This is a genomic window from Caulobacter sp. CCG-8 (assembly GCF_037402475.1).
In the GTDB taxonomy this organism is placed as follows: Bacteria; Pseudomonadota; Alphaproteobacteria; order Caulobacterales; family Caulobacteraceae; genus Caulobacter.
This window is the reverse complement of the sequence record NZ_JBBEUD010000007.1, coordinates 19,570-43,327: the sequence shown is the minus strand read 5'-3', so window position 1 is coordinate 43,327 and position 23,758 is coordinate 19,570. Positions and strand designations below refer to the sequence as shown.

The window sequence follows — 23,758 nt, the reverse complement described above, 5'->3', positions numbered from 1 at the left end:
GAGACTCCTTAGGGAAGACTGTGTTGGTTGATAGACTAAAGGGTGATCAGTGGCTGTCGAGGTGCACGACGTCGTTCAGATAGACGCAGGTGAGCACCGCGAACACGAAGGCCTGGAGGAAGGCCACCATGAACTCTAGGGCCGTCAGGGCGACGACGGAGGTCAGCGACAGGATGCCGATCGGCCAGTAGATCGGGGTCATGGCCAGCAGGATGGCCACGAAGGTCGCGAAGATCTTCAGCACCACGTGGCCGCCCAGCATGTTGCCGAACAGACGGAGGGCCAGGGTGATCGGGCGGATCAGGAACGAGATGATCTCGATCGGCACCAGGATGACGTAGAGCACCGGCGGCACGCCCGACGGGGCGAACAGCTTGAAGAACTTGACGCCGTTCTTGGCGAAGCCGACGCCGATGACCGTCAGGATGACCATCAGGCCCAGGGTCAGGGTCACGGCCAGCTGCGAGGTCGAGGTGAAGCCCAGGAAGTTGCCGGTCCAGCCGAACAGCATGCCTTGCAGATTGGCGAACAGCACGAACGAGAACAGGGCGAAGACGAAGGGCAGGTACTTCTTGCCGTCGTGGCCGATGATCGAGCTCGTCAGGCCATCGACGATTCCATAGAGCATCTCGCCCACGGTCTGCAGGCGGCCGGGAACCACCGCGCCCTTGCCGGCGAAGCTGTAGAAGGTGACGATCAGGAACGCCGACAGCAGCATGGCGGCGACGGAATTGGTGATCGACATGTCGATCACGCCCAGGCCCGGGACAGTGAAGGACGGCAGCTCCACGATCTTTTGGATCATGAACTGGTGCATCGGGTCGATCGGCGTGGCCAAGGCCCTAGTCTCTCTTCTGCTTGGGGGCGGTGGACCCGCCTCCCGTGTTCTCGTCGTCCGTGGCCCCCGGGGCCTTGGTCGACGCCTGCGCGCTCAGTTTCATCGCCTTGCGGACGATGGTGTAGATCGAGATCCCCATGCCGATCAGCAGACCGCCGACCATGCCCCAGGGCCCCGTGCCGGCGTAACGGTCGAGCAGCCAGCCGAAGCCGAGCCCCACCAGAACGCCCCCGATCAGATCCGCCAGGAGACGATAGCCGTCCTGGGACGATTTCTCGTGCTCGGCGCGCCCCGGTTGCTCCGCCGCTTTCCGCGCCTCGAAGGCGGCGATCCGAGCGTCGAGGCTCTGCGGAGCCTTGTCGTTCGGTTCGTCGGCCTTGGGCATGGGTGCGGTCAGGTCCGAAAACGCCCGCGGCCGCCCCAATAGAGGCGGATTTCCGGCCGGCTTGATCGCGGCGGAACCTATAGGGCGCGCTGCGGTGCGTCAAGGTTGGGCGGTATACTCTCAAGTCGCGGTTTTATAAGGGATTTTAGGGTTTTTCGAGCCGAGTGTCGGAATCATCGCGCCCTTACGTGATCGGCGAACGCGGGTTCCGTTGGGTGACCTCCACCTTCTTCCCTCCCCTTTATGGGGAGGGGGACCAGAGAAGCTGGTGGGTGGGGCCTGCTGACTCATCAAACCCCACCCGACCCTGGCTGCGCCAGGGCCGCCCTCCCCACAAGGGGGAGGGAAGCGCGCTTTCGCGTCCGGCCAAGATTCCCCTCGCCTGATTTGTCATACCAACCATATGGTACCGCAACCAAGTCCGAGCGCCTCGACGCGCCGTCGGGCCTATCGAGGGAAGAAACCAGCCATGATCCGCGTCACCCGCAGTCTGCTCGGCGCCGCGGCGCTGTGCGCCTTGCTCGCGCCCGCCGCCTGGGCCGCCCCGGCCAGGCCCCAGCCGGCGCCCGCCTACAAGAACTTCCGCGCGGCGATCTACATCGCCGTCAACGACGCCAAGGCCCTGTCGGACAAGGCGGTGTTCGACGCCCAGTTCGAACGCGCCAGCCGCCAGCTGCGCTTCGACAAGGTCTATCTGGAGGTCTACCGCAGCAGCAACTTCGCCACCGACGAGCAGATCGAGCGGGTCAAGGGCTGGTTCGAGGCGCGCGGCGTGCAGGTGGCCGGCGGGATCACCCTGGCGACCGGCGGCGAGGGCGGCCAGTTCGGCACCTTCGACTATGAGAACCCCTCCCACCGGGCCGAGTGCGAGAAGGCCGTGCGCCTGGCGGCCAAGCACTTCGACGAGGTGATCCTCGACGACTTCTTCTTCTACACGTCCAAGAGCCCCGCCGACATCGCCGCCAAGGGCGACCGCTCGTGGAGCCAGTACCGCCTGGAGACCATGCGCGCGGTCAGCCAGGACCTGGTCCTGGGCCCCGCCAAGGCGGTCAATCCCAAGGTGCGGGTGATCATCAAGTACCCCAACTGGTACGAGCACTTCCAGGGCACGGGCTACGACCTGGAGAAGCAGTCGCAGATGTTCGACGGCATCTACACCGGCACCGAGACCCGCGATCCGGTGATCACCGACCAGCTGCTGCAGCAGTACGAGAGCTATTCGATCATCCGCTACTACGACAACATCCGGCCCGTCGGCTCGAACGGCGGGCCGGGCAACGGCGGCGGCTGGGTCGACACGTTCTCGACCCTCTATGTCGACCGCTACGCCGAGCAGCTGTGGGACACCCTGCTGGCCAAGGCGCCGGAGATCACCCTGTTCAACTGGCGGCCGATGAACGAGCCCAAGGCGGTCGAGCCCGGCGCCCGCCCGTGGAGCGACAAGGCCACCAGCTTCGACTGGAAGGCCATGGTCGCCAGCTACAAGCCGTCGGGGCAGGCCGGCGACCCGGGTCCCGGCTGGGGCCGCGCGGCCGGCTGGTCGCTGGAGAAGATCGACAAGGACCTGGGCTGGCTGGGCAAGCCGATCGGCATCGCCGCCTACAAGCCCTACCAGTCGTCGGGCGAGGACTTCCTGCACAACTACCTGGGCAATGTGGGCATTCCGATCGAGCTGTCGCCCAACTTCCCCAAGGGCGCGGACGTGGCGCTGCTGACCCAGGCGGCCGCGAAGGACCCGAAGATCGTCGAGGAGATCAAGGGCAACCTCCTGGCCGGCAAGACGGTGTTCATCACCTCGGGCCTGCTCTCGGCGCTGCAGGGCAAGGGGATCGAGGACATCCTCGAGGTGCGCGACACCGGCCGCAAGGTGGCCCTGCACGACTTCCTGAACGGCTACGGCGCGGGCAACGGCGAGAGCCTGAACGATCCGAAGCGCGAGACCCCGCCGGTGCTGTTCCCGGAACTGGCCTTCTACACCAACGACAGCTGGGGGATCATCCGGGGCGTGGCCAACGCCAAGGGGTTCCCGATCCTGCTGATGAACCGCTACGGCGGCGGGGTCCTCTACGTGATCACCATGCCGGAGAACCCGGGCGACCTCTACAACCTGCCCCAGGGCGTCACGACCGAGATCAAGCGCTACCTGCAGCGCGACTTCCCCGTGCGGCTGGACGCGCCCGACCGGGTCAGCCTGTTCGCCTACGACAACGGGACCTTCGTGGTGCAGTCGTTCCGCGACGACGACACGGACGTGAACCTGTCGCTGCTGGGGGCGGGGGTGAAGCTGCGCAACCTGTCGACCGGCCAGGTGGTCGAGGCCAGGCCCGCCGACGGCAAGGCCGACGCCTGGCGCCGCCAGGGCGTGCCGGTCCGCACCGAGTTCGCCGCCCGGGTCGCGCCGCACAGCTACGCGGTCTACCGGATCGAGAAATAGCCGGCCAAATCCCCGGCGCGACGGGACCTGTGTCCTTTTGCGTCGGGGATGATCAATTGCTTTTCGCGGCGTTTTGGGGTCTTAGAGGCGCACTTTCCACCAACCAGAAGATTCATGTCGCACCTGAAGAACACCGGCTTCGCCGATCGCATCACCGCCGCCGCCGAAGCCAAGAAGGCCATGCTGGCCAAGATGAAGGTGAAGCCCACCGTTCAGGATCCCAACTTCGAGCAGCGCCACGCCGAGCGCGAAGCCGAACTGGAACGCGTCCGCGCCGAGCGCGCGGCGGCCAAGGAAGCCGCCCGCCTGGAAGCCCTGGCCAAGGAAGAAGAGGTCCTCGCCGAGAAGCGCAAGGAGCGCAAGGAGCGCAAGGCCCTGACCGCCGCCGAGCAGAAGGCCCGCCGCGACGCCAAGTACGCCGCCCGCAAGGCGCGCCAGAAGTAATCCAACGACTACCGCTCGCCTTTCGCGTGGTCCCGACCCGTCTGTAAGGGCGGGCCACGTGAGGGCTTGAGTTCATGCACGTCGATTTCGCCCTGCTGGCCACGATGTTCGCCGTGGCCATGGTCGCCGGGGCGTTCGACGCCATCGCCGGCGGCGGCGGCCTGCTGACCGTCCCGGCCCTGCTGCTGACCGGCATGAACCCCGTCGCGGCCCTGGGCACCAACAAGCTGCAGGGCGCGGTCAGCGCCATCTCCTCCACCAGCGCCTTCGCCCGGCGCGGCCTGATCGACTGGAAGACCGCCCTGCCCGTGGCCGGCGGCGCCGCCGTCGCCGGCCTCTGCGGCGCCCTCTGCGCCAGCCTGCTGTCGCCGCGCGTGCTGGCGGCCCTGGTGCCGGTCCTGCTGATCGTCATCGCCCTCTATTTCGGGTTCTCGAAGGGGCTGAAGGGCGAGGACGTCCATCCGCGCCTGACCGTGCCGGTCTTCGCCTTCTGCGTGGCCCCGCTGATCGGCTTCTACGACGGGATCTTCGGCCCCGGGGCCGGGGCCTTCTACATGGTGGCCATCGTCACCCTGCTGGGCTACGGCGCGCTGAAGGCCACCGCCCACACCAAGCTGGCCAACGCCGCCTCGAACCTGGGCAGCCTGTCGCTGTTCATCCTGAAGGGCGCGGTGATCTGGCCGATCGGGCTGGTCATGGCCGCCGGGGCGTTCCTGGGCGCGCAGGTCGGCTCGCGCCTGGCCATGCGGTTCGGCGCCCGGCTGATCCGGCCGCTGCTGGTGGTGATGTCGTGCGCTATGGCGGTGAAGCTGCTGAGCGACCCGGCCAATCCGCTGCGGCACGCGGTCGTCGGGCTGTTCGGCGGCTAGCCGTCAGACCGGCTGCTTCTTCAGCCAGCGCCGGCGCAGGTACTTCCGCCCGCGCTTCAGCACCCGCCAGGACGCTTTGCGCAGGAACAGCTTCTCGGAGCGCAGCAGCTGCTGCCAGGCCACCAGCATGATCTCGGGCTCGCGGCGCATCAGCCGGCGGATCGGGAAGATCAGCTTGGGATGGCGGCGCTGCCAGCGCAGGAAGCGGCGCTTGGCCTGGAACGAGTTGCGCAGCACGATCATCAGGCCGACGACCAGCAGCGGCAGGCCCAGGTGGCCCGGCAGGGGCGTCAGCACCACCCCGGCCAGCAGCACGAGCACGCCGAAGGCCAGCGCCGCCCAGCGGGCGACGCGGCCCGCGGTTTCACGCAGGACCAGGGCCAGACGGCGACGGCGGCGGTAGAGCCTCGAAGGCAGTCTGGCGAGCGTTTCGGCGGTCGAGCTCACGGACGCTTCTTGAGCGCGGAGCGCTTGAAGGATTGGCGCCAGCGCTTGGCCACGCGCCAGCGGCGCGGGATGACCAGGCGCTCCATGCGCAGGACCTGCTGCCAGGCGACCGGGAACACTTCCGGCTCGCGGCGCAGCAGGCGGCGCAGCGGGAACAGCAGCTTGGGGTGGGCGTGCTGGAAGCGCACGAACTGCTTGCGGGCCCGGAACGAGTTGCGCAGCACCAGCATCAGGCCGGCCACGGTCAGCGGCACGCCCAGCGGGCCGGGCAGCGGCGCGATCAGGAAGCCCGCGACGATCAGGATCAAGCCCAGCGCCACCAGGACGACGCGCGAAATCCGCCCGAGAAGCTCGCGGGCGAGTTCATCGGCGACGGAGAAGCGCACGGGCGGCATGGCGAGGGCGAGGTTCATAACGGGGCGAAACGGGTTCCGTGGTCCGTTCGATCCCGGCGACAGACCGGCCTCCTCGGCTCACAGAACCCGATATGAGAACGGGGCGCCCTTCCGTAAAGGCGCCCCGTTGTCGCTTTGTACGACTGTGACCGCTATTCCGCAGCCAGTGGCGCGGCGGCCACAGGTTTCCACCGCAAGCGTGGTTTACGCGCGGCAAGGGTCTCGTCCAGGCGCTTGAGCGGCGCGTGGTACGGGGCGCCCTTGAAGCGCTCGACCTCGCCGGCCCCATCCTTGTTTTTCAGGGCCGTCCCGGCCAGGGCGCGCAGCGCCGTGACGAAGCGGTCCAGCTCCTGCTTGCTCTCGGTCTCGGTCGGCTCGATCAGCATCGCGCCGTGGACGACCAGCGGGAAGTACATGGTCATCGGGTGGAAGCCCTCGTCGATCATCGCCTTGGCGAAGTCGAGCGTGGTCACGCCGGTGCCTTCCAGCCAGGCGTCGTCGAACAGGGCCTCGTGCATGCACGGGCCGTTCGGGAAGGCCGGGCTCATCAGGTCCGACAGGCGGGCCTTGATGTAGTTGGCGTTCAGGACCGCGTCCTCGGCCACCTGGCGCAGGCCGTCGGCGCCGTGGCTGAGCATGTAGGCGTAGGCGCGCACGAACATGCCCATCTGGCCGTGGAAGGCGCTCATCCGCCCGAAGGCCTGGGCGGCGGGCCCCTTGGCCTCTTCCACCAAGTGGAAGCCGTGCTCGTGGCTGACCACCCACGGGGTGGGGGCGAACGGGGCCAGGGCCGCCGACAGCACCACCGGACCCGCGCCCGGACCGCCGCCGCCGTGCGGGGTGGAGAAGGTCTTGTGCAGGTTGATGTGCATGGCGTCGACGCCCAGGTCGCCCGGGCGCACCCGGCCGACGATGGCGTTGAAGTTGGCGCCGTCGCAGTAGAAGTACGCGCCCGCCGCGTGGGTCAGGCGGGCGATCTCGACCACGTCGCGCTCGAACAGGCCGCAAGTGTTGGGGTTGGTGACCATGATGGCGGCCACGTGGTCGCCCAGCTTGGACTCCAGGTCGGCCAGGTCCACGCGGCCGTCGTCGGTCTGGGCGATCTCGACCACGGTGTAGCCGCAGAAGGCCGCCGTGGCCGGGTTGGTGCCGTGGGCGCTGGTCGGGGCCAGCACCGTCTTGCGGTGGCCGTTGCCGGCCGCCTCGTGGGCGGCGCGGATGGCCAGCAGGCCGCACAGCTCGCCGTGCGCGCCGGCCTTGGGCGACAGGGCGACGGCCGGCATGCCGGTCAGCGTCTTGAGCCAATGCGCCAGGCGGTCCATCAGCTCGATCGCGCCCTGCACCGTCGACTGCGGCTGCAGCGGGTGGATGTCCGAGAAGCCCGGCAGGCGCGCCATCTTCTCGTTCAGGCGCGGGTTGTGCTTCATCGTGCACGAGCCCAGCGGATACAGCGCCAGGTCGATGGCGTGGTTCTTCTGCGACAGGCGCACGTAGTGGCGCACCGCTTCCGGCTCGGACAGGCCCGGCAGGCCGATCGCCGAGGCGCGGACCAGGTCGCCCAGGTCATCCGCCGCGGGGGCGTCGGGCAGGTCGACGCCGGTCTTGTCCCAGGCGTCCAGTTCGAAGATCAGCGCCTCGTCCTGCAGCAGGCCGCGGGCCCCGGTCAGGGTGGGGTGGACGTAGTCGTTGGCGTCGGTAGCGGTTTCAGGACGGGTCGGCCGTCCGACGGAATTCATGCTCATTGGGCCAGCACCTTGGTCAGGGCCTTGGAGAAGAGGGCGATGTCGCCGTCGGGCGTGGTCTCGGTGGCGGCGACCAGCAGGACGTCGTCCAGGCCGGCGGCCGGGTCGAGGCGCGAGAACGGCACGCCGGCGATGACGCCGTTGGCGGCCAGGGTCTCGACCAGCTCGGCCGCGTTGCCCGGAACCTTGATCGCGAACTCGTTGAAGAAACGCGGGGTCAGCACCTGGACGCCCGGCACGGCGGCCAGGGCGTCGCGCAGCTTCACGGCCTTCTGGTGGTTGACCAGGGCCAGGCGGCGCAGGCCCTTCTCGCCCAACAGGCTCATGTGGATGCTGAACGCCAGGGCGCACAGGCCGCTGTTGGTGCAGATGTTCGACGTGGCCTTGTCGCGGCGGATGTGCTGCTCGCGGGTCGACAGGGTCAGGACGAAGCCGCGACGCCCCTCGGCGTCGACGGTCTCGCCGCAGAGGCGGCCCGGGGCCTGGCGGACGTATTTTTCCTTGCAGGCGAACAGGCCGACATAGGGACCGCCGAAGTTCAGGCCGTTGCCGATCGACTGGCCCTCGGCCACGACGATGTCGGCGCCCATCTCGCCGGGCGACTTCAGCAGGCCGTACGACACGGCCTCGGTGGTGACCACGATCAGCAGGGCGCCGGCGGCCTGGGCGGCGGCGGCGATCCTGGTCACGTCGGTGGCGGTGCCGAAGACGTTGGGGGTCTGGACGACCACGCAGGCGGTGTCGGCGTCGATGGCGGCGATCACCGCGTCCTCGGCGTCGATGGCGGCCGGCAGGCGGTCGGTGGCGACGCCGGCGGCGTGGGCCAGGGTCTCGACCGTGCCGACATATTGCGGGTGCACGCCGCCCGACAGCACCGCCTTGTTCCGGCGGGTGACGCGGGTGGCCATCATCACCGCCTCGGCGGCGGCGGTGGAGCCGTCATAGAGCGAGGCGTTGGCCACTTCCATGCCGGTCAGGGCCGCGACCTGGGTCTGGAACTCGAAGAGTACCTGAAGAGTGCCTTGGGCGATTTCCGGCTGGTAGGGCGTGTAGCTGGTCAGGAACTCCGACCGCTGGATGATGTGGTCGACCGTGGCCGGCACGTGGTGGCGATAGGCCCCCGCCCCCACGAAGAACGGGCCTTCCGAGGCCGCGCGGTTGCGGCGCGACAGGGCCAGCATCTCGCGCTCGACCTCCAGCTCGCCGGCATGGAACGGCAGGTCCACCGGCTGGGCGCGGCGGGCGACGGCCGGAACGTCGACGAACAGCTCGTCGATCGACTCCGCGCCGATGACGCCGAGCATGTCGGCGCGATCTTCGGGTGTGAGGGGGAGGTAGCGCATGATCTTGATTCCGCTCATCCCCGCGAAAGCGGGGACCTAAGCTGAGGAGGCCGCATGGATCCCCGCTTTCGCGGGGATGCGCGGAGTTATTAGAGCGTGCCGAGGAAGGCTTCGTACGCGTCGCGGTCCATCAGGGCGTCCAGCTCGGCGGCGTTGCTGAGCTTGACCTTGGCGAACCAGCCGCCGGCTTCCGGCAGGGCGTTGACGGTCTCGGGGCTGTCGCTCAGCGTCTCGTTGGCCTCGACCACCTCGCCCGACACCGGGGCGTAGACGTCCGAGGCGGCCTTGACGCTCTCGACCACCGCCAGCTGGTCGCCCTGCTTCACGGTCTTGCCGACTTCCGGCACCTCGACGAACACCACGTCGCCCAGCTGCTCGGCGGCGTAGGCGGTGATGCCGACGGTGGCGATGTCGCCGGCGACTTCGACCCACTCGTGGTCCTTGGTGAACTTCATGGTCTTGGCCCTTTTGACTTAAAGTTTGCGCACGTAGCGGGTGGGGACGAACGGGCTGGCGACGACCTCGGCGGCCGCCGGCTTGCCCCGGACGATGACTTTCAGCTTGTCGCCGAGAACCGCGAATTGCGGGGGCACGAAGCCGATGGCGATGGCGCCGCCGTAGCTGGGGCCGAAGCCGCCGCTGGTGACCTTGCCGATGACGTTGCCGTCGGCGTCGGCGATCTCGGCGCCTTCGCGGGCCGGGGCGCCTTCCAGCACCTTCAGATTGACGCGCACGCGCTTGAGGTCGCCGGCCAACTCCTTAGCGATGCGGTCGGCGCCGAGATAGTCGCCGGCCTCGCGGCGGCTCTTGCCGACGGCGAACGGCATGCCGGCCTCGATCGGCGAGACGGTCTCGTCCATGTCGTGGCCGTACAGCGGCAGGCCGGCCTCCAGGCGCAGGCTGTCGCGGGCGCCCAGACCGATGGCCTTGACGCGCTCGTCCTCCAGCAGGGTGTTCCAGATGCGCGCGGCTTCGGTCGCGGGGACCGAGATCTCGTAGCCGTCCTCGCCGGTGTAGCCCGAGCGCGAGATCAGGACGTCGGTCCCGAAGGCGGTCACGGCGGCGCTGTCCATGAACACCATGCCGGCGGCCTCGGGGATATGGGCGGCCAGGACGGCGGCGGCCTCGGGGCCCTGCAGGGCCAGCAGGGCGCGGTCTTCCAGGCGCTGGACGGTCGCTTCGCCCTTCAGGGCTTCGGCGATGATCGCGTAGTCGTTGTCCTTGCAGGCGCCGTTGACGACGATGAACAGGCCGTCGTCGTCGGGGCGGGCGGTCATCAGGTCGTCGATCACCCCGCCCTCGGCGTTCAGCAGCACGGCGTAGCGCTGCTTGCCGGGCTTGAGGCCCTGGTAGTCGGCCGAGACCAGCTTCTCGAAGCTCTTGGCGGGATCAGCGCCGCGCAGCCGGGCCTGGCCCATGTGCGAGACGTCGAACAGGCCCGCGTGCTCGCGGGTCCACAGGTGCTCCTTCAGCACCCCGTCCTTGTACTGCACGGGCATGTGGTAGCCGGCGAACGGCACCATGCGGGCGCCGGCGGCGACGTGCGCGTCGTACAGCGGGGTCTTCTTGAGGTCTTGCTCGGACACGCTTTGGGCTCCAATCGGGGTCGGCGACGCCGCCCGGCTCTCGCCAGGTGGTCTCGCCCCCGCTGTCCCTTTGACCTGAGAGATTCCGGTCCAGCCAGCTGAACCTTGCTCCTTCGGCGGGCAGCCGTTTCCGACTGCCTCTTTCCAGCGTTCCTAAACCCGCGCGGTCCTTTTGCCTGAGCGTTTCCGGGGCGGTTGCGCCTTCGGCCTCGGGACGAGAATCCCGACGTCTCCCGCGAGGGTCGAGGCGTGTTTGGGCGACGGTGCGGGCGGAGTCAACGGGGAAGGCGCGGGGGTGTCGCCTATAGCTTGTCGCCAACGTCGATCGCGGCGCCCCTGATCTTTCAACCGTCATCCTCGGACTTGTTCCGAGGATGACGATCTAAAATAGAACGGGTGGAAACGCCCTCAGGCCGTCAGCAGGCGCGGCAGTTTGAAGGTCACCGTCTCGCGGGCCTCGACCAGTTCCTCGACGGTGACGTCGTAGCGCGTGGCCAGGGCCTCGATCACGCCCTGGACCAGGTCCTCGGGCGCCGAGGCGCCGGCGGTGAGGCCCACGCGGGACACGCCCTCGAACCACGACCAGTCGATGCCGCGGGCGTCGTCGATCAGCCGGGCGTCCCGGGCGCCGGCCCGCTTGCCGACTTCCATCAGCCGCACCGAATTGGACGAGTTCCGCGAGCCGACCACCAGGATCAGCTCCGAGGCGCCGGCCAGCAGCTTCACCGCCTCCTGGCGGTTGGTGGTGGCGTAGCAGATGTCTTCCTTGTGCGGGGCGGCGATGCCCGGGAAGCGCTGCTTGAGCAGGTCGACCATCTCGGCGGTGTCGTCGACCGACAGGGTGGTCTGGGTGAGGAAGGCGACGTTGGCCGGGTCCTTGGGGACCCAGGCGCGGGCGTCGTCGATGTCCTCGATCAGGGTCACGGTCCCCTCGGGCAGCTGGCCCATGGTGCCGACCACCTCGGGGTGGCCGGCGTGGCCGATCAGCACGATCTCGCGCCCGGCGTCGAAATGCTTCTGGGCCTCGACGTGGACCTTGGAGACCAGCGGGCAGGTGGCGTCCAGATAGACCATCTCGCGGGCCTTGGCCGCGGCCGGCACCGTCTTGGGCACGCCGTGGGCCGAGAACACCACCGGACGATCGTCCGGCGCCTCGTCCAGTTCCTCGATGAACACCGCGCCCAGGGCCTTCAGCCGGTCGACGACGTGGCGGTTGTGGACGATCTCGTGGCGCACATAGACCGGCGCGCCGAACTTCTGGATCGTCCGCTCGACGATCTGGATCGCCCGGTCGACGCCGGCGCAGAAGCCGCGCGGACTGGCCAGCACCACGCTGAGTTCGCGGCGGCCGGGGCTGGAGATGGGCGAGTGGGCGTTCATGGCGCCGAACCTAAGGGTTCCGAGCCCCCCGCGCCAGCGTCCGGCCGCCCCCTGGACGAAAAGTCCGCCGCATCCTGTTGAAACCTGCTGTACATTGCGACGTCACGCATATGCCTTTATCAGGCTCCATGACGCTGGCGGGGATTTCCCGCTCAAGCTTTCCTTCTCGAACCGGACGTTTCATGCGCCGCAACCTTTCCGTCGCCCTCAGCGCCCTGATGGCCCTCTCGATCGCCGCGACGGCGACGACCGTTCACGCCCAGCAGGGCGGGCGTCCCGGCGGCGGTCAAGGCGGCGACGACGACCAGGCCGCCAAGAAGAAGAAGCGCGACGACGAGTGGAACCAGCCCAAGGCCCCGCTGGCCCAGCTGCGCAACGCCGGCCCGTGCCCCTATGTGAAGGTGCTGTACGACGCCAGCCGCTATGTCGAGTTCAAGGACGGCAAGGAATCGGCCGCCCAGGCGATGTACACCGGCGAGATCCAGGGCCTGTCCTCGGGCTGCGCCTACAAGAGCAACGACCCGATCAAGATGCAGGTCCAGATGCTGTTCGAGATGGGGCGCGGTCCCCAGGCGACCAGCGACCAGAAGACCTATCGCTATTGGGTCGCGGTGACCGAGCGCAACAAGAGCGTCCTGGCCAAGGAATATTTCGACCTGCCGGTGAAGTTCGCGCCGGGCCAGGATCGCGTCTATGTGAACCAGACCCTGAACACCATCACCATCCCGCGCGCTGACGAAAAGGTCAGCGGCGGCAATTTCGAGGTCCTGATCGGCTTCGACGTGACCCCGGAAATGGCCGCCTTCAACCGTGACGGCAAGCGCTTCCGCGTCAACGCCGGCCAGACCCAGCAGGCCCAGACCCAAACCGGAAACACGCCCAAGCCATGAGTGATTTGAAGCGGTCCCTGAGCGAGGCGGCCGCGGCCGCCTTCCAGGCCGCCGGACTGTCCCCCGACTTCGGTCGCGTCACCGCGTCCGACCGGCCCGACCTGGCCGACTTCCAATGCAACGGGGCCCTGGCGGCCGCCAAGAGCGCCAAGCGCAATCCGCGCGAGATCGCCGTGCAGGTCGTCGACATCCTGAAGACCGACCCGCGCCTGGCCTCCGTCGAGATCGCCGGCGTCGGCTTCATCAACATGCGCGTCAGCGACGACGCCCTGGCCGCCCGCGCCAACGAGATCGCCGCCGACCCGCGCGCCGGGGCCGAGCCCCTGGCCAATCCGCGCCGGGTGCTGGTCGACTACGCCGGCCCGAACGTGGCCAAGCCGATGCACGTGGGCCACCTGCGCGCCTCGATCATCGGCGAGTCGGTCAAGCGCCTGTACCGCTTCCGCGGCGACGACGTGGTGGGCGACGCCCACTTCGGCGACTGGGGCTTCCAGATGGGCCTGCTGATCAGCGCCATCATGGAGGAGGACGCCTTCATCCGCGCCCTGCTCGAGCGCCTGGTCGAGGCCCCGCGCGGCTTCTCCAAGGCCGACGAGGAAAAGGTGATGGCCGAGTTCGCCCAGCGGGTGTCGCTGGAGGACCTGGACCGCATCTATCCGGCCGCCTCGGCGCGCCAGAAGGAAGACCCCGAGTTCAAGGAGCGGGCCCGCAAGGCCACCGCCGAACTGCAGAACGGCCGCTTCGGCTACCGCCTGCTGTGGCGTCACTTCGTCAACATCAGCCGCGTGGCCCTGGAGCGCGAATTCCACGCCCTGGGCGTCGACTTCGACCTGTGGAAGGGCGAGAGCGACGTGCAGGACCTGATCGCCCCAATGGTCCGCCAGCTGGAGGTCAAGGGCCTACTGGTCGACGACCAGGGCGCCCGGATCGTCCGCGTGGCCCGTCCCGGCGAGACCAAGAAGAAGAAGCTGCCCGACGGTTCGGTGGTCGAGGTCGAGAGCCCCGACCCGCTGCTGGTCGTCTCGTCGGAAGGCTCGGCCATGTACGGCACGACCGACCTGGCCACGATCCTGGACCGCCGCAAGAGCTTCGACCCGCACCTGATCCTCTACGCCGTGGACCAGCGCCAGGCCGACCACTTCGAGCAGGTGTTCCGCGCCGCCTACCTGGCCGGCTACGCCGAGCCGGGCGGTCTGGAGCATATCGGCTTCGGCACCATGAACGGCAGCGACGGCAAGCCGTTCAAGACCCGCGCCGGCGGGGTGCTCAAGCTGCACGACCTGATCGAGATGGCCCGCGAGAAGGCCCGCGAGCGCCTGCGCGAAGCCGGCCTGGGCGCCGAGCTGTCGGACGAAGCCTTCGAGGACATCGCCCACAAGGTGGGCGTGGCCGCCCTGAAGTTCGCCGACCTGCAGAACTTCCGCGGCACGTCCTACGTCTTCGACCTGGACCGCTTCACCAGCTTCGAGGGCAAGACCGGCCCGTACCTGCTGTACCAGTCGGTCCGCATCAAGAGCATCCTGCGCAAGGCGGCCGAGCAGGGCCTGTCCTCGGGGGCGGTGATCGTCGGCGAGCAGGCCGAGCGTGACCTGACCCTGCTGCTGGACGCCTTCGAAGGCGCCCTGTCGGAGGCTTACGACAAGAAGGCCCCCAACTTCATCGCCGAGCACGCCTACAAGCTGGCCCAGACCTTCTCGAAGTTCTACGCCGCCTGCCCGATCCTCGGCGCCGACGATCCGGCGATCCGGGCCTCGCGCCTGGCCCTGGCCGAGACGACGCTGAAGCAGCTGGAACTGGCCCTGAACCTGCTGGGCATCGACGCTCCGGAACGGATGTAAGATCCGCCGGGGCGCTCGAAGTCCTCGAGCGCCCCGGACGGACTTCAGCTTTTCTCGGGGACGACCGATGAAAAGCAGGCCTTCGCGCTCTTGACCGCCAGCGCCCGCTCCCGCATCCCCGCGCCATGGCCGTCTACACCGACATCACCGACGACGAACTCGCCGCCTTCCTGGCCGACTACGACCTGGGTCAGGCCGTGGCGTTCAAGGGCATCGCCGAGGGGGTGGAGAACTCCAACTTCCTGCTGGAGACCGAGACCGGCCGGTTCATCCTCACGGTCTACGAGCGACGCGCCAAGCCGGAGGACCTGCCCTATTTCCTGGACCTGCTGACCTGGCTGGCCGACCGCGGCTATCCCAGCGCCAAGCCGATCGCCGACCGTTCGGGCGCCACGCTGAAGACCGTCCGCGGCAAGCCCGCCGCCCTGGTCGAGTTCCTGCCCGGCCTGTCGGCCCGCCGCCCGACCATCGCCCACTGCCGCGAGGCCGGCGAGGGCCTGGCCTGGCTGCACCTGGCCGGCGAGGGCTATCCGGCCCGCCGCGCCAACGACCTGGGCCAGCCGCACTGGGCCCCACTGTTCTCCAAGCACCGCCAGGCCGCCGAGGGCCTCAAGCCCGGCCTGGCCGCGACCATCGACAAGGACCTGGCCGAGCTGGCCCTGTCGTGGCCGCGCGGCCTGCCGTCGGGCGTGATCCACGCCGACTATTTCCCGGACAACGTCTTCTTCAAGCCGGACGGCAAGTTCGCGGCGGCCATCGACTTCTACTTCGCCTGCGACGACGCCTTCGCCTACGACATCGCCGTGACCCTGAACGCCTGGTGCTTCGAGTCCGACGGCAGCTTCAACATAACCGCCGCCCGGGCCCTGATCGCCGGCTACGAGCGCCGCCGGCCGCTGAGCCCGGCCGAGCGCGACGCCATCCCGATCCTGGCGCGCGGCGCGGCCATGCGCTTCTTCCTGACCCGCCTGGCCGACTGGGGCGCGACCCCGGCCGGGGCAATGGTCAAGCCGAAGGACCCGCTGGAATACGAGCGCAAGCTGGCCGTGCACCGCGAGGGCCTCAGCCTGTTCGGGGCCGGCGCGTGACCCCCAAGCTGGTGATCTATACCGACGGCGCCTGCCGCGGGAATCCCGGCCCCGGCGGCTGGGGCGCGCTCTTGATGTACGGCGACAAGAAGAAGGAAATCTGCGGCGGCGAGCTGGCGACCACCAACAACCGCATGGAACTGATGGCCGCCATCCAGGCCCTGGAAGCGCTGAACAAGCCGACCAAGGCCGAGCTGCACACCGACAGCCAGTACGTGATGAAGGGCGTCACCCAGTGGATCCACGGCTGGAAGGCCAAGGGCTGGAAGACCGCCGACAAGAGCCCGGTCAAGAACGTCGACCTGTGGCAGCGCCTGGACACCGCCCGGGCCCGCCATGAGGTCGACTGGCGCTGGGTCAAGGGCCACGCCGGCCACGTCCACAACGAACGCGCCGACGAACTGGCCCGGCTGGGCATGCTGAAGGCCCTGGGCGAGCGGGCCTAGCCCGGCCGGGGACACGTCCGGTCGGGGACATGCCCTTGGGCGTGTCCCCATCAGCATTCACGGAGCCAGGCGTTGGGGACACGCCGCGAGGGCGTGTCCCCGTCACTACGCCGCCAGCACCCCAGGCTCCGCGCCGGTCGCGAAGGCCAGGCCCTCGTCCTCCCAGCCGGTGACGCCGCCGATCATCAGCTTCACGGGGCGGCCCAGGGTCGCCAGCTTCAGCGCGGCGCGGTCGGCGCCGTTGCAGTGCGGGCCGGCGCAATAGACGACGAACAGGGTGTCGGCCGGCCAGGTCGCCATGCGCGCGGCGTCGATCTCGGCGTGGCGCAGGTGGATCGCGCCCGGCACGTGGCGGCGGGCATAGGCCTCCGGCGAGCCCACCACGTGCAGCAGGACGAAGTCCTGTTCGCCGGCCTTCATGGCGGCGGCGACGTCGGAACAGTCGGTCTCCAGGGCGAGGCGGGCGGCGAAGTGGGCGGCGGCGACCGGGGACGCGGCGGCGGGGATGGCGGAAACAAAGCTCATGACGACCTCCTGAGTTGGCGAGGAAGACTTGCCCCGGACGGCCCTCCAGCGTTAGTTGGCAGGATAGACATCGACCGTAAAGATCATGCCAAACGTCACCGCCCCCGCCGGGCCCGCCAACCGCCGCGTCGTCGCCCTGGCCTATGACGGCCTGTGCACCTTCGAGTTCGGGGTGGCGGTCGAGCTGTTCGGCCTGCCCCGGCCCGAGATGGGTCCGGACTGGTACGCCTTCGCCACGGCGGCGATCGAGCCGGGACCGCTGCGCGGCCTGGGCGGGGTTCAGGTGGTGGCTGACGGCGGGTTGGAGCTGGTCGAGCAGGCCGGCACGATCATCGCCCCCGGTTGGCGCGGCGCCGACACGCCCGTTCCCCGGCCGCTGATCGACGCCCTCCAGGCAGCCCACCGCAACGGGGCGCGGGTGATGTCGATCTGCTCGGGGGTGTTCGTGCTGGCGGCGGCCGGCCTGCTGGCGGGTCGGCGGGCCACCACCCACTGGCGCTATGTCGACAAGCTGCGCGACCTCCATCCCGACATCGATGTGCTGCCCGACGTGCTCTATGTCGACGAGGGCGACGTCATGACCTCGGCCGGCAGCGCCGCCGGCCTGGACCTGGGCCTGCACCTGGTGCGCCGCGACTTCGGGCCGGAGGCGGCCAACACCGTGGCCCGGCGGCTGGTGATCCCGCCCCATCGCGACGGCGGCCAGGCCCAGTTCATCCAGCGGCCGGTGCCCGCCGCCCACGAGGCCTCGCGCCTGTCGCCGATCCTGGACCGCATGCGCGCCGACCTGGCCCGCGAGCACACGGTCAAGGCCCTAGCCGACGCGGCGGGCATGAGCCCCCGCACCTTCCTGCGCCGCTTCGAGGCCGCCACCGGCACGACGCCCGCCCGCTGGCTGCTGGCCGAACGCCTGGCCCGGGCCCGCGACCTGCTGGAGACCACCCCCTTCGGCGTCGAGCAGATCGCCCAGGCCGTCGGCTTCGGCGCCCCAGCCCTGCGGCATCACTTCAGGAAGTCGCTGGCGACGACGCCCCAGGCCTACCGGGCGCGGTTCGGGGGGTAGGGCGGCGCACCCTTCCGCCGCCCCCGGCCCACGGCTAAGCTTGCCGCGCGAAGCGTATCGAGGGGTCGTTACCGATGAAGTTCTTGTTCCGGACCGTTCCGGTGGTCGCCGTCCTGGCCGGCGCCGCGCTGGCCGCCTGCGACCAGACCCCGCCGCCGGTCGAATTGACCGGCAAGGTCAAGGAGGTCGTCGATCGCACCAAGACCACCCAGGCGACCTACGCCGTCTACAATTGGAACGAGGAGTCACGCAGCGGAACCCCGGTCCTGGAATGGGGGGCGGAATTCCACTCGGGCGACAAGCATCGGGTGGAGACGCCGCGAGATCGCGTGATCGCCGACTGCAAGGCGCAAACCGGAGCGGCGCTGTCGTTGACCACGGGCAAGACGGTCGAAGGCCCCTTCGTGGCCCGCGCCGCCTGCGGCATCAACACCAACAAAGCCTTCCTGGCGATCGCCTGGCAGGGGCAGGTCAAGACGCCGTTCGGGACGGCCGACCATGTCCGCCTGGTCGATAAGGACGACATCCGCACCTACGACGTCACGCAGGCCGGCGTGATCGTGCGCTCGACCTACGCCCAGAACAGCCCCGAGGGCCGGCTCGGTCTGTCGTCGGAGGCGGTCAGCGTCCTCTCCGAACTGCCGGCTACGGACATGTTCGACAAGGCCTCGCTGGTCAGGAGCTATGTTCCAGACCGCTTCAAGACGGCGCCGAACCTCAAGGCGCGCTCCTCCATCTCCAGAGGCCCTGGACTCCATTGCCAAGCTTCGAGCGATCCCGGCATATCCGCGACATGAGTATCGACAAGACCACCGCCGTGGGGATTTCCAAGCTCCTGTCGTTCTGGCTGCGGCATCGCCCCGACGAGGGCGACCTGGTCCTGGACGGCGAAGGCTGGACGTCGGTCGAAGCCGTGCTGAAGGCGCTGGAGAAGGCCGGCCGGCCCGCCTCCCCGGAAGCCCTTCGGCACGTCGTGGACACCAGCGAGAAGAAGCGCTTCGAACTCTCCCCGGACGGCGCGCGCCTGCGGGCCCGGCAAGGCCATTCCGTCGAGGTGCAGGGCGATTGGGTCGCCGCGCCCCCGCCCGAGGTGCTGTTCCACGGCACGGTCGAGCGCTTCCTGCCCGCCATCCGCCAGGAGGGCTTGCGACCGATGGCGCGGCATCACGTCCACCTGTCGCCGGACATCGACACCGCGCGCCAGGTGGGCGGCCGGCGGGGCGACGCCGTCATCCTGCGGGTGCTGAGCGGCGAGATGGCGCGCGCCGGCCACGCGTTCTTCCGGACGGGGAACGGGGTCTGGCTGGCCGCGGCCGTGCCGCCGGAGTTCCTGGAAAACGCCTGAGCGGCGGCGGCCCAGACCGACACAACATCACCCGTCCGCAACGAACCGGCCGCGAAATGACCTTGGTCGCGCCGTTGCGAAGTCGGGTTCGGATCCCAATCTCTCTTTCGACGCGGACAACCCGGCTCCTCCCCCCGGCCGGCCCCAGCGTCCTGTAAGCGCAGCGCCCGTGCCCTCCCCCCTCGGCACGGGCGCTGTTTGCGTTCAGGGCCTGGCCAGACCTTTTCTTGGCAAGCCCGACCTTGGTCGGCGTCTGTTTTCCCTGGTAACGCTACCACGTCGCGCTATCCTGCGGCCCGACACCCTCGCCCGTCCCGAGAGCGGAGGGTCGCGCGGGAGTGAGACGATGATGCGAGCCCTGGCTTGCGCCCTGATCCTGCTGTCCGGCGGAACGCCCTGCGCGGCCCGGGCCGAGGCGGCCCGACCGCCCATCGTCTCGGTCTCGCACCTGGCGGTCCACGCGGCCGACCCGGCCAGGAGCGAGGCCTTCTACGTCAAGGGCCTGGGCGCGGTGAAGGGGCCCGATCCCGAGAACCCGGCCGGCGCGCGCTACTATTTCAGCCCGACCCAGTTCGTCGAGGTGCTGCCCCTGCCGCCGGGTCCGTCCCGGATCGACCGGCTGGACCACGCCGCCTTCAACACCCCCGATGCGGAAGGCCTGCGCCTGTACCTTGAGGCCAAGGGCGTGACCGTGCCGGCCAAGGTCGAGACCGGCGCAGACGGCGAGCGCTGGTTCGACGTGACCGATCCCGAGGGCGTGAAGGTCCAGTTCGTCCAGCCGCCGGCCAAGCCGCCCGCGATCGCGGTCAATCCGCTGTCCAGCCGGATCATCCACGTGGGCTTCATCGTCCACGACCGGGCCAAGGCCGACGCCTTCTATCGGGGCGTCCTGGGCTTCCGGCCCTACTGGTTCGGCGGCATGAGCGACGACAAGCCCAGCTGGGTGTCGCTGCAGGTTCCCGACGGTTCGGACTGGCTGGAATACATGCTGGTCGCCCCGCCAGACGGCCGGGGTCCGCCGCCCGGCATGAGCCAGGCCACGGCCGGGGTGCTGGACCACTTCTCGCTGGGCGTGCCCGACACGCGGCTGGCCTACACCCTACTGTGGAACGGCGACCGCCTGGAGGGCCAGAAGGAGACGCCCAAGATCGGCCGCGACGCCAAGTGGCAGCTGAACCTGTTCGACCCCGACGGCACGCGGGCCGAGATCATGGAGTTCCACGCCATCGGCAAGCCCTGCTGCTCGCCGTTCACCGCCGACGATCCGAAACCCTGACCGGCCAGCCGAAGGAGCCCTCCATGCCCAGCCGCCCTTCCCGACGCGATCTGATCGCCGCCGCCGGCGTCGCCGCCGCCCTCGCCCCGGCCGCCGCAAAGGCCCAAGCCCAGGAGCCCGCCATGCCCGCCTCCGACAAGATCGGTTTCGCCATCGTGGGCCTGGGCAAGCTGAGCCTGAACCAGCTGATCCCGGCCCTGAAGATCGCCAAGGGGGCCAGGCTGGCCGCCGTGGTCAGCGGCCATCCGGAGAAGGCCAAACGAGTGGCCGCCGAGAACGGCCTGCCCGCAGACGCGGTCTACGGTTACGACGACTACGACCGCATCGCGAAGGACCCGCGCATCCAGGTCGTCTACATCGTGCTGCCCAATTCGATGCACGCCGAGCACACGATCAAGGCCTTCAAGGCCGGCAAGCACGTGCTGTGCGAGAAGCCGATGGCCACCACCCTCGCCGACGCCGAGGCGATGATCGCCGCCGCCAAGGCCGCCGACCGCCACCTGATGATCGCCTATCGCTGCCACTACGAGGCCCAGAACCTGGACGTCATGCGCCGCCTGCGGACGCGGTCGATGGGCAAGGTCCGGCAGATCAACACCACCATGGGCCGGCAGGCCGACCTCTCCGACCCGTCGGACGTCTGGCGGCTGGACGGCAAGATGTCGGGCGGCGGGGCCCTGGGCGACATGGGCGTCTACGGCGTCAACGCCGCCCGCTACCTGCTGAACGAGGAGCCGGTCGCGGTCCAGGCCTGGGCCCAGACCGACCGGTCCGATCCCCGGTTCAAGGAGACCGAGGACCTGATCAACTGGCAGTTCCGCTTCCCCTCGGGCGTGATCGCCAACGGCTCGACCTCGTTCGCCTACGCCCCGACCATGGCCTTCGAGGTGATCTGCGAGCAGGGCCGGCTGGTCGCCGACCCGGCGGCCTTCTACGGCGGCAACCGCCTGACCGTGGTCAAGGGCGGCCAAGCCCTGCCGCCGGTCCCCGCCCCCGCGGGCGACCAGTTCGCCCGCGAGATGGACTGGATGGCCGACGTGGTGCGCGGCAAGGCGCCGATGGTCTCGCCCGGCGAGGAGGGCCTGCAGGACATGCGCCTGATGCAGGCGATCCTGGAGTCGGCGGCCAAGGACGGTGCGACGGTGAAGACCGACTGGGGGTACAGGCGGGCGGTGGACCCGGCCGGAGTGGTGGACGTGGCGAAGGCTTGACCGACCGGGGACATGCGCTCGCGCGTGTCCCCAAATCTGGCAGTGCATCTGGTGGGGACACGCCCAAGGGCATGTCCCCGGTCGGCGTTACGTCCCCCGCAGCAACCGCCACCAGCTCTGCGCCAGCTCATCCAGCAACGGCTCCAGCGGCGCGGACGCCCGCTGCACCACCATCACATAGGACAGCCGCTCGAACTGGACGAGCTGCATCAGCATCCGCGTGCGCGCCGCCGGCAGGTCTTCCGCCGGGAACCGGCCCAGATAGTTGGGCATGGCGTCGATGAACAGGTTGATGAAGCGCAGGTAGTCGTCGGCCAGGTCGGGGTCGGCGACATTGGCCTCGGTGGCCACGGCCAGCAGGTTGCGGCGCTCGTCGGTCTGCTCGGCCATGCCCTGGGCCAGCCAGGCGCGAACCTCTTCCAGGCTGGGATCCGGGATCGCGTCCAGCGCCGCGAAGGTAGCCTGGATGTTGGGGACCAGCCGGTCGCCGATGGCGTTGGCCACGTCCTCCTTGTTGCGGAAGTGCAGATAGAAGGTGGCGCGGTTGGCGCCGGCCTCGGCGGCGATCTGCTCGATCGTCACGGCGCGAAAGCCTCTCCGGCCGAAGAGCGCGACGGCGGCGTCGATCAGCCGCTCGCGGGTCAGCTGGCGCTGGGCCTCGCGCAGGCCGCCCGTCTTCTCCACCGCCGCTCTCGCCAAACCGTCCTCCGTCGCGCCTAGGGCTGGGGACAGGCGCATGCGCCTGTCCCCTTCAGCAAACTGCCATGCGCCCGGATTCGACGCCAGTCGATTGACACGACACCTGTCGTCTGAACTACTCGATCCCAGCCACGCGGCGGAGCTCGCGGGCCGAAAAGGGAGGAAGCGCATGGCCATGCAGCTCGTCAGCGAGACCGCCATGGACGGGATCGAGGGGCCCGGCGCCCCCACCCTGTTCCCCACCCTCGACGGGGTGGACCTGTCCAACATCGAGCAATTCACCCGCGGCCAGCCCTATGGCGACTTCGCCAGGCTGCGGGCCCAGGCCCCGGTGATGTGGCATCCCGAGCCCTATGGCGGCCCGGGCTTCTGGGCGATCACCCGCCACGCCGACATCATGGCGGTCGAGGCCGATCCCCAGACCTTCTCGTCGCGCAAGGGCGGCATCCTGATGGCGCACGGCGATCCGCAGAAGCGCCACGCCCTGCTCTACCGCGCCTCGATGGACACCATGATCAACCTCGACGGCGCCGAGCACATGCAGCTGCGCCGCGAGCACATGCCCTACTTCACCCCGGCCTATCTGCGCGCCCTGACCGAGACCGTCCGGGCCGAGATCGGCCGGCTGCTGGACGAGATGGCGCCCCTGGGCCGCTGCGACCTGGTCGAGATGTTCTCGTCCAAGCTGCCGCTCTTCACCCTGTGCGAGATCCTGGGCGTGCCGGCCGAGGACCGCGGCAAGTTCCTGAAGTGGATGCACTATCTGGAGATGGCCCAGGACCTGGCCCTGAAGCAGGCCCTGGCCCCGATCACCCCGACGCTGGAACTCATGCAGTTCGTCCAGGACTTCAACACCAACGTCGAGGAGATGTTCGAGTACGGCCGCACCATGCTGCTCAAGCGCCGGGCCGATCCTCAGAACGACCTGATGAGCGCCATCGCCCGCGCCCAGGTGGACGGGACCCTGCTCAGCGACGAGTACCTGGACGGCTCGTGGCTGCTGATCGTCTTCGCCGGCAACGACACGACGCGGAACACCCTGTCGGGCACCATGAAGCTGCTGACCGAGTTCCCGGACCAGAAGGCCCGGCTGGTCGCCGACCCGTCGCTGATGACCGGGGCGGTCAACGAGTTCATCCGCATGGTCAGCCCGGTGATCTACATGCGCCGCACAGCCACCCGCGACACCGAGATCGCCGGCCAGGCCATCCGCGAGGGCGAGAAGGTGGTCATGTACTACGGCGCGGCCAACCGCGACGAGGCGGTGTTCGCCGATCCCGACCGGCTGGACATCACCCGGCCCAACGCCGACAAGCACATCGCCTTCGGCTACGGCCCGCACGTCTGCATCGGCAAGCGCGTGGCCCAGATCCAGCTGGAGGAGGCCTACCGCCAGATCCTGGGCCGCTTCCCCGACATCCGCTGGACCGGCGGGATCGACATCGCGCCCAACAACTTCGTCCACGCGATCAGCAAACTGGAGGTCGAGTTCACCCCGGGCGGGCGGGCCTGAG

The 23,758-nt window shown here is 69.2% G+C and carries 24 protein-coding genes and 1 riboswitch; of the genes, 13 read left to right on the top strand and 11 right to left on the bottom strand.

Going from position 1 to position 23,758, the window contains the following annotated elements; translation table 11 throughout:
- Positions 1 to 46 precede the first annotated feature (46 nt).
- Together WAE60_RS08485 and WAE60_RS08480 are read right to left on the bottom strand one after the other, a co-directional pair.
- Positions 47 to 817 carry a F0F1 ATP synthase subunit A gene (locus WAE60_RS08485; RefSeq protein WP_337685894.1) on the bottom strand — a complete coding sequence of 257 codons (771 nt, stop codon included), beginning with the start codon at positions 815 to 817 and terminating at the stop codon, positions 47 to 49.
- A 25-nt stretch (positions 818 to 842) separates the two neighbouring features.
- Positions 843 to 1,223 (bottom strand): AtpZ/AtpI family protein, encoded by a 381-nt coding sequence (locus WAE60_RS08480; protein WP_029908598.1) that lies wholly within the window; start codon positions 1,221 to 1,223, stop codon positions 843 to 845.
- A gap of 469 nt (positions 1,224 to 1,692) precedes the next feature.
- Here WAE60_RS08480 and WAE60_RS08475 point away from each other — a divergent pair, with 469 nt between their 5' ends.
- From WAE60_RS08475 to WAE60_RS08465, 3 genes are all read left to right on the top strand, one after another.
- On the top strand, positions 1,693 to 3,657 hold the full coding sequence (locus tag WAE60_RS08475) for a hypothetical protein (protein WP_337685741.1): 1,965 nt from the start codon (positions 1,693 to 1,695) through the stop codon (positions 3,655 to 3,657).
- Positions 3,658 to 3,771: 114 nt separating this feature from the next.
- Positions 3,772 to 4,101, top strand: a complete 330-nt coding sequence (locus tag WAE60_RS08470; protein WP_029908601.1) for a DUF6481 family protein — start codon at positions 3,772 to 3,774, stop codon at positions 4,099 to 4,101.
- Between the two features lie 74 nt (positions 4,102 to 4,175).
- The gene (locus tag WAE60_RS08465; RefSeq protein ID WP_029908603.1) at positions 4,176 to 4,970 is read left to right on the top strand and encodes a TSUP family transporter; all 795 of its coding nucleotides are present in this window, start codon (positions 4,176 to 4,178) and stop codon (positions 4,968 to 4,970) included.
- Between the two features lie 3 nt (positions 4,971 to 4,973).
- On the opposite strand, the gene WAE60_RS08460 is transcribed toward WAE60_RS08465, so the two are convergent.
- The 7 genes from WAE60_RS08460 to ispH all read right to left on the bottom strand — a co-directional run bounded on the left by WAE60_RS08460 (position 4,974) and on the right by ispH (position 11,863).
- Complete coding sequence (locus WAE60_RS08460) at positions 4,974 to 5,417, bottom strand: hypothetical protein (RefSeq protein ID WP_029908605.1); 444 nt, start codon at positions 5,415 to 5,417, stop codon at positions 4,974 to 4,976.
- Positions 5,414 to 5,830, bottom strand: coding sequence for a hypothetical protein (locus tag WAE60_RS08455; protein ID WP_029908607.1), 417 nt, complete (start codon positions 5,828 to 5,830; stop codon positions 5,414 to 5,416). Before WAE60_RS08455 ends, WAE60_RS08460 begins: the two co-directional genes overlap by 4 nt.
- A 134-nt stretch (positions 5,831 to 5,964) precedes the next feature.
- Positions 5,965 to 7,554 carry an aminomethyl-transferring glycine dehydrogenase subunit GcvPB gene (gcvPB, locus tag WAE60_RS08450; protein ID WP_337685740.1) on the bottom strand — a complete coding sequence of 530 codons (1,590 nt, stop codon included), beginning with the start codon at positions 7,552 to 7,554 and terminating at the stop codon, positions 5,965 to 5,967.
- A complete protein-coding gene (gene gcvPA / locus WAE60_RS08445) occupies positions 7,551 to 8,897 on the bottom strand; it encodes an aminomethyl-transferring glycine dehydrogenase subunit GcvPA (RefSeq protein ID WP_337685739.1) in 1,347 nt (448 codons plus the stop codon). The genes gcvPB and gcvPA overlap by 4 nt, the downstream gene beginning before the upstream one ends.
- An 89-nt stretch (positions 8,898 to 8,986) precedes the next feature.
- On the bottom strand, positions 8,987 to 9,352 hold the full coding sequence (gcvH, locus tag WAE60_RS08440; protein ID WP_029908613.1) for a glycine cleavage system protein GcvH: 366 nt from the start codon (positions 9,350 to 9,352) through the stop codon (positions 8,987 to 8,989).
- 18 nt (positions 9,353 to 9,370) lie between these two features.
- Complete coding sequence (gcvT, locus tag WAE60_RS08435) at positions 9,371 to 10,498, bottom strand: glycine cleavage system aminomethyltransferase GcvT (protein ID WP_156035596.1); 1,128 nt, start codon at positions 10,496 to 10,498, stop codon at positions 9,371 to 9,373.
- Between the two features lie 139 nt (positions 10,499 to 10,637).
- Positions 10,638 to 10,729: riboswitch (glycine riboswitch) on the bottom strand.
- Positions 10,730 to 10,891: 162 nt separating this feature from the next.
- Complete coding sequence (gene ispH / locus WAE60_RS08430) at positions 10,892 to 11,863, bottom strand: 4-hydroxy-3-methylbut-2-enyl diphosphate reductase (protein WP_337685738.1); 972 nt, start codon at positions 11,861 to 11,863, stop codon at positions 10,892 to 10,894.
- 182 nt (positions 11,864 to 12,045) lie between these two features.
- On the opposite strand from ispH, the gene WAE60_RS08425 reads away from it, so the two are divergent.
- The 4 genes from WAE60_RS08425 to rnhA all read left to right on the top strand — a co-directional run bounded on the left by WAE60_RS08425 (position 12,046) and on the right by rnhA (position 16,125).
- A complete protein-coding gene (locus WAE60_RS08425) occupies positions 12,046 to 12,753 on the top strand; it encodes a hypothetical protein (protein WP_029908620.1) in 708 nt (235 codons plus the stop codon).
- A complete protein-coding gene (locus tag WAE60_RS08420) occupies positions 12,750 to 14,591 on the top strand; it encodes an arginine--tRNA ligase (RefSeq protein WP_337685737.1) in 1,842 nt (613 codons plus the stop codon). Before WAE60_RS08425 ends, WAE60_RS08420 begins: the two co-directional genes overlap by 4 nt.
- A gap of 125 nt (positions 14,592 to 14,716) precedes the next feature.
- On the top strand, positions 14,717 to 15,679 hold the full coding sequence (gene thrB / locus WAE60_RS08415; protein ID WP_337685736.1) for a homoserine kinase: 963 nt from the start codon (positions 14,717 to 14,719) through the stop codon (positions 15,677 to 15,679).
- The gene (rnhA, locus tag WAE60_RS08410; protein WP_337685735.1) at positions 15,676 to 16,125 is read left to right on the top strand and encodes a ribonuclease HI; all 450 of its coding nucleotides are present in this window, start codon (positions 15,676 to 15,678) and stop codon (positions 16,123 to 16,125) included. Before thrB ends, rnhA begins: the two co-directional genes overlap by 4 nt.
- A gap of 105 nt (positions 16,126 to 16,230) precedes the next feature.
- Here rnhA and WAE60_RS08405 read toward each other — a convergent pair whose 3' ends face one another.
- Positions 16,231 to 16,650, bottom strand: coding sequence for a rhodanese-like domain-containing protein (locus tag WAE60_RS08405; protein WP_337685734.1), 420 nt, complete (start codon positions 16,648 to 16,650; stop codon positions 16,231 to 16,233).
- A gap of 85 nt (positions 16,651 to 16,735) precedes the next feature.
- Here WAE60_RS08405 and ftrA point away from each other — a divergent pair, with 85 nt between their 5' ends.
- The 5 genes from ftrA (at position 16,736) to WAE60_RS08380 (ending at position 21,545) form a co-directional block, all read left to right on the top strand.
- Positions 16,736 to 17,713: a transcriptional regulator FtrA gene (gene ftrA, locus WAE60_RS08400; RefSeq protein WP_337685733.1), complete on the top strand. Its 978-nt coding sequence runs from the start codon at positions 16,736 to 16,738 to the stop codon at positions 17,711 to 17,713.
- A gap of 74 nt (positions 17,714 to 17,787) precedes the next feature.
- Positions 17,788 to 18,510: a hypothetical protein gene (locus WAE60_RS08395; RefSeq protein ID WP_337685732.1), complete on the top strand. Its 723-nt coding sequence runs from the start codon at positions 17,788 to 17,790 to the stop codon at positions 18,508 to 18,510.
- Positions 18,507 to 19,058, top strand: coding sequence for an RNA 2'-phosphotransferase (locus tag WAE60_RS08390; protein ID WP_029908633.1), 552 nt, complete (start codon positions 18,507 to 18,509; stop codon positions 19,056 to 19,058). The genes WAE60_RS08395 and WAE60_RS08390 overlap by 4 nt, the downstream gene beginning before the upstream one ends.
- A 346-nt stretch (positions 19,059 to 19,404) precedes the next feature.
- Positions 19,405 to 20,334 (top strand): VOC family protein, encoded by a 930-nt coding sequence (locus WAE60_RS08385; protein WP_029908635.1) that lies wholly within the window; start codon positions 19,405 to 19,407, stop codon positions 20,332 to 20,334.
- 23 nt (positions 20,335 to 20,357) lie between these two features.
- Positions 20,358 to 21,545: a Gfo/Idh/MocA family oxidoreductase gene (locus WAE60_RS08380; protein ID WP_337685731.1), complete on the top strand. Its 1,188-nt coding sequence runs from the start codon at positions 20,358 to 20,360 to the stop codon at positions 21,543 to 21,545.
- 87 nt (positions 21,546 to 21,632) lie between these two features.
- On the opposite strand, the gene WAE60_RS08375 is transcribed toward WAE60_RS08380, so the two are convergent.
- A complete protein-coding gene (locus WAE60_RS08375; protein WP_337685730.1) occupies positions 21,633 to 22,229 on the bottom strand; it encodes a helix-turn-helix domain-containing protein in 597 nt (198 codons plus the stop codon).
- A 190-nt stretch (positions 22,230 to 22,419) separates the two neighbouring features.
- On the opposite strand from WAE60_RS08375, the gene WAE60_RS08370 reads away from it, so the two are divergent.
- A complete protein-coding gene (locus WAE60_RS08370; protein ID WP_337685893.1) occupies positions 22,420 to 23,757 on the top strand; it encodes a cytochrome P450 in 1,338 nt (445 codons plus the stop codon).
- Position 23,758: the final 1 nt, after the last annotated feature.

What these genes read in the sequence shown, in the direction of transcription:
- WAE60_RS08485 (WP_337685894.1), bottom strand. Translation starts at nt 817, where the DNA reads ATGCACCAGTTCATGATCCAAAAGATCGTGGAGCTGCCGTCCTTCACT.
- WAE60_RS08480 (WP_029908598.1), bottom strand. Translation starts at nt 1,223, where the DNA reads ATGCCCAAGGCCGACGAACCGAACGACAAGGCTCCGCAGAGCCTCGAC.
- WAE60_RS08475 (WP_337685741.1), top strand. Translation starts at nt 1,693, where the DNA reads ATGATCCGCGTCACCCGCAGTCTGCTCGGCGCCGCGGCGCTGTGCGCC.
- WAE60_RS08470 (WP_029908601.1), top strand. Translation starts at nt 3,772, where the DNA reads ATGTCGCACCTGAAGAACACCGGCTTCGCCGATCGCATCACCGCCGCC.
- WAE60_RS08465 (WP_029908603.1), top strand. Translation starts at nt 4,176, where the DNA reads ATGCACGTCGATTTCGCCCTGCTGGCCACGATGTTCGCCGTGGCCATG.
- WAE60_RS08455 (WP_029908607.1), bottom strand. Translation starts at nt 5,830, where the DNA reads ATGAACCTCGCCCTCGCCATGCCGCCCGTGCGCTTCTCCGTCGCCGAT.
- gcvPB (WP_337685740.1), bottom strand. Translation starts at nt 7,554, where the DNA reads ATGAGCATGAATTCCGTCGGACGGCCGACCCGTCCTGAAACCGCTACC.
- gcvPA (WP_337685739.1), bottom strand. Translation starts at nt 8,897, where the DNA reads ATGCGCTACCTCCCCCTCACACCCGAAGATCGCGCCGACATGCTCGGC.
- gcvH (WP_029908613.1), bottom strand. Translation starts at nt 9,352, where the DNA reads ATGAAGTTCACCAAGGACCACGAGTGGGTCGAAGTCGCCGGCGACATC.
- ispH (WP_337685738.1), bottom strand. Translation starts at nt 11,863, where the DNA reads ATGAACGCCCACTCGCCCATCTCCAGCCCCGGCCGCCGCGAACTCAGC.
- WAE60_RS08425 (WP_029908620.1), top strand. Translation starts at nt 12,046, where the DNA reads ATGCGCCGCAACCTTTCCGTCGCCCTCAGCGCCCTGATGGCCCTCTCG.
- WAE60_RS08420 (WP_337685737.1), top strand. Translation starts at nt 12,750, where the DNA reads ATGAGTGATTTGAAGCGGTCCCTGAGCGAGGCGGCCGCGGCCGCCTTC.
- thrB (WP_337685736.1), top strand. Translation starts at nt 14,717, where the DNA reads ATGGCCGTCTACACCGACATCACCGACGACGAACTCGCCGCCTTCCTG.
- WAE60_RS08405 (WP_337685734.1), bottom strand. Translation starts at nt 16,650, where the DNA reads ATGAGCTTTGTTTCCGCCATCCCCGCCGCCGCGTCCCCGGTCGCCGCC.
- ftrA (WP_337685733.1), top strand. Translation starts at nt 16,736, where the DNA reads ATGCCAAACGTCACCGCCCCCGCCGGGCCCGCCAACCGCCGCGTCGTC.
- WAE60_RS08395 (WP_337685732.1), top strand. Translation starts at nt 17,788, where the DNA reads ATGAAGTTCTTGTTCCGGACCGTTCCGGTGGTCGCCGTCCTGGCCGGC.
- WAE60_RS08390 (WP_029908633.1), top strand. Translation starts at nt 18,507, where the DNA reads ATGAGTATCGACAAGACCACCGCCGTGGGGATTTCCAAGCTCCTGTCG.
- WAE60_RS08385 (WP_029908635.1), top strand. Translation starts at nt 19,405, where the DNA reads ATGATGCGAGCCCTGGCTTGCGCCCTGATCCTGCTGTCCGGCGGAACG.
- WAE60_RS08380 (WP_337685731.1), top strand. Translation starts at nt 20,358, where the DNA reads ATGCCCAGCCGCCCTTCCCGACGCGATCTGATCGCCGCCGCCGGCGTC.
- WAE60_RS08370 (WP_337685893.1), top strand. Translation starts at nt 22,420, where the DNA reads ATGCAGCTCGTCAGCGAGACCGCCATGGACGGGATCGAGGGGCCCGGC.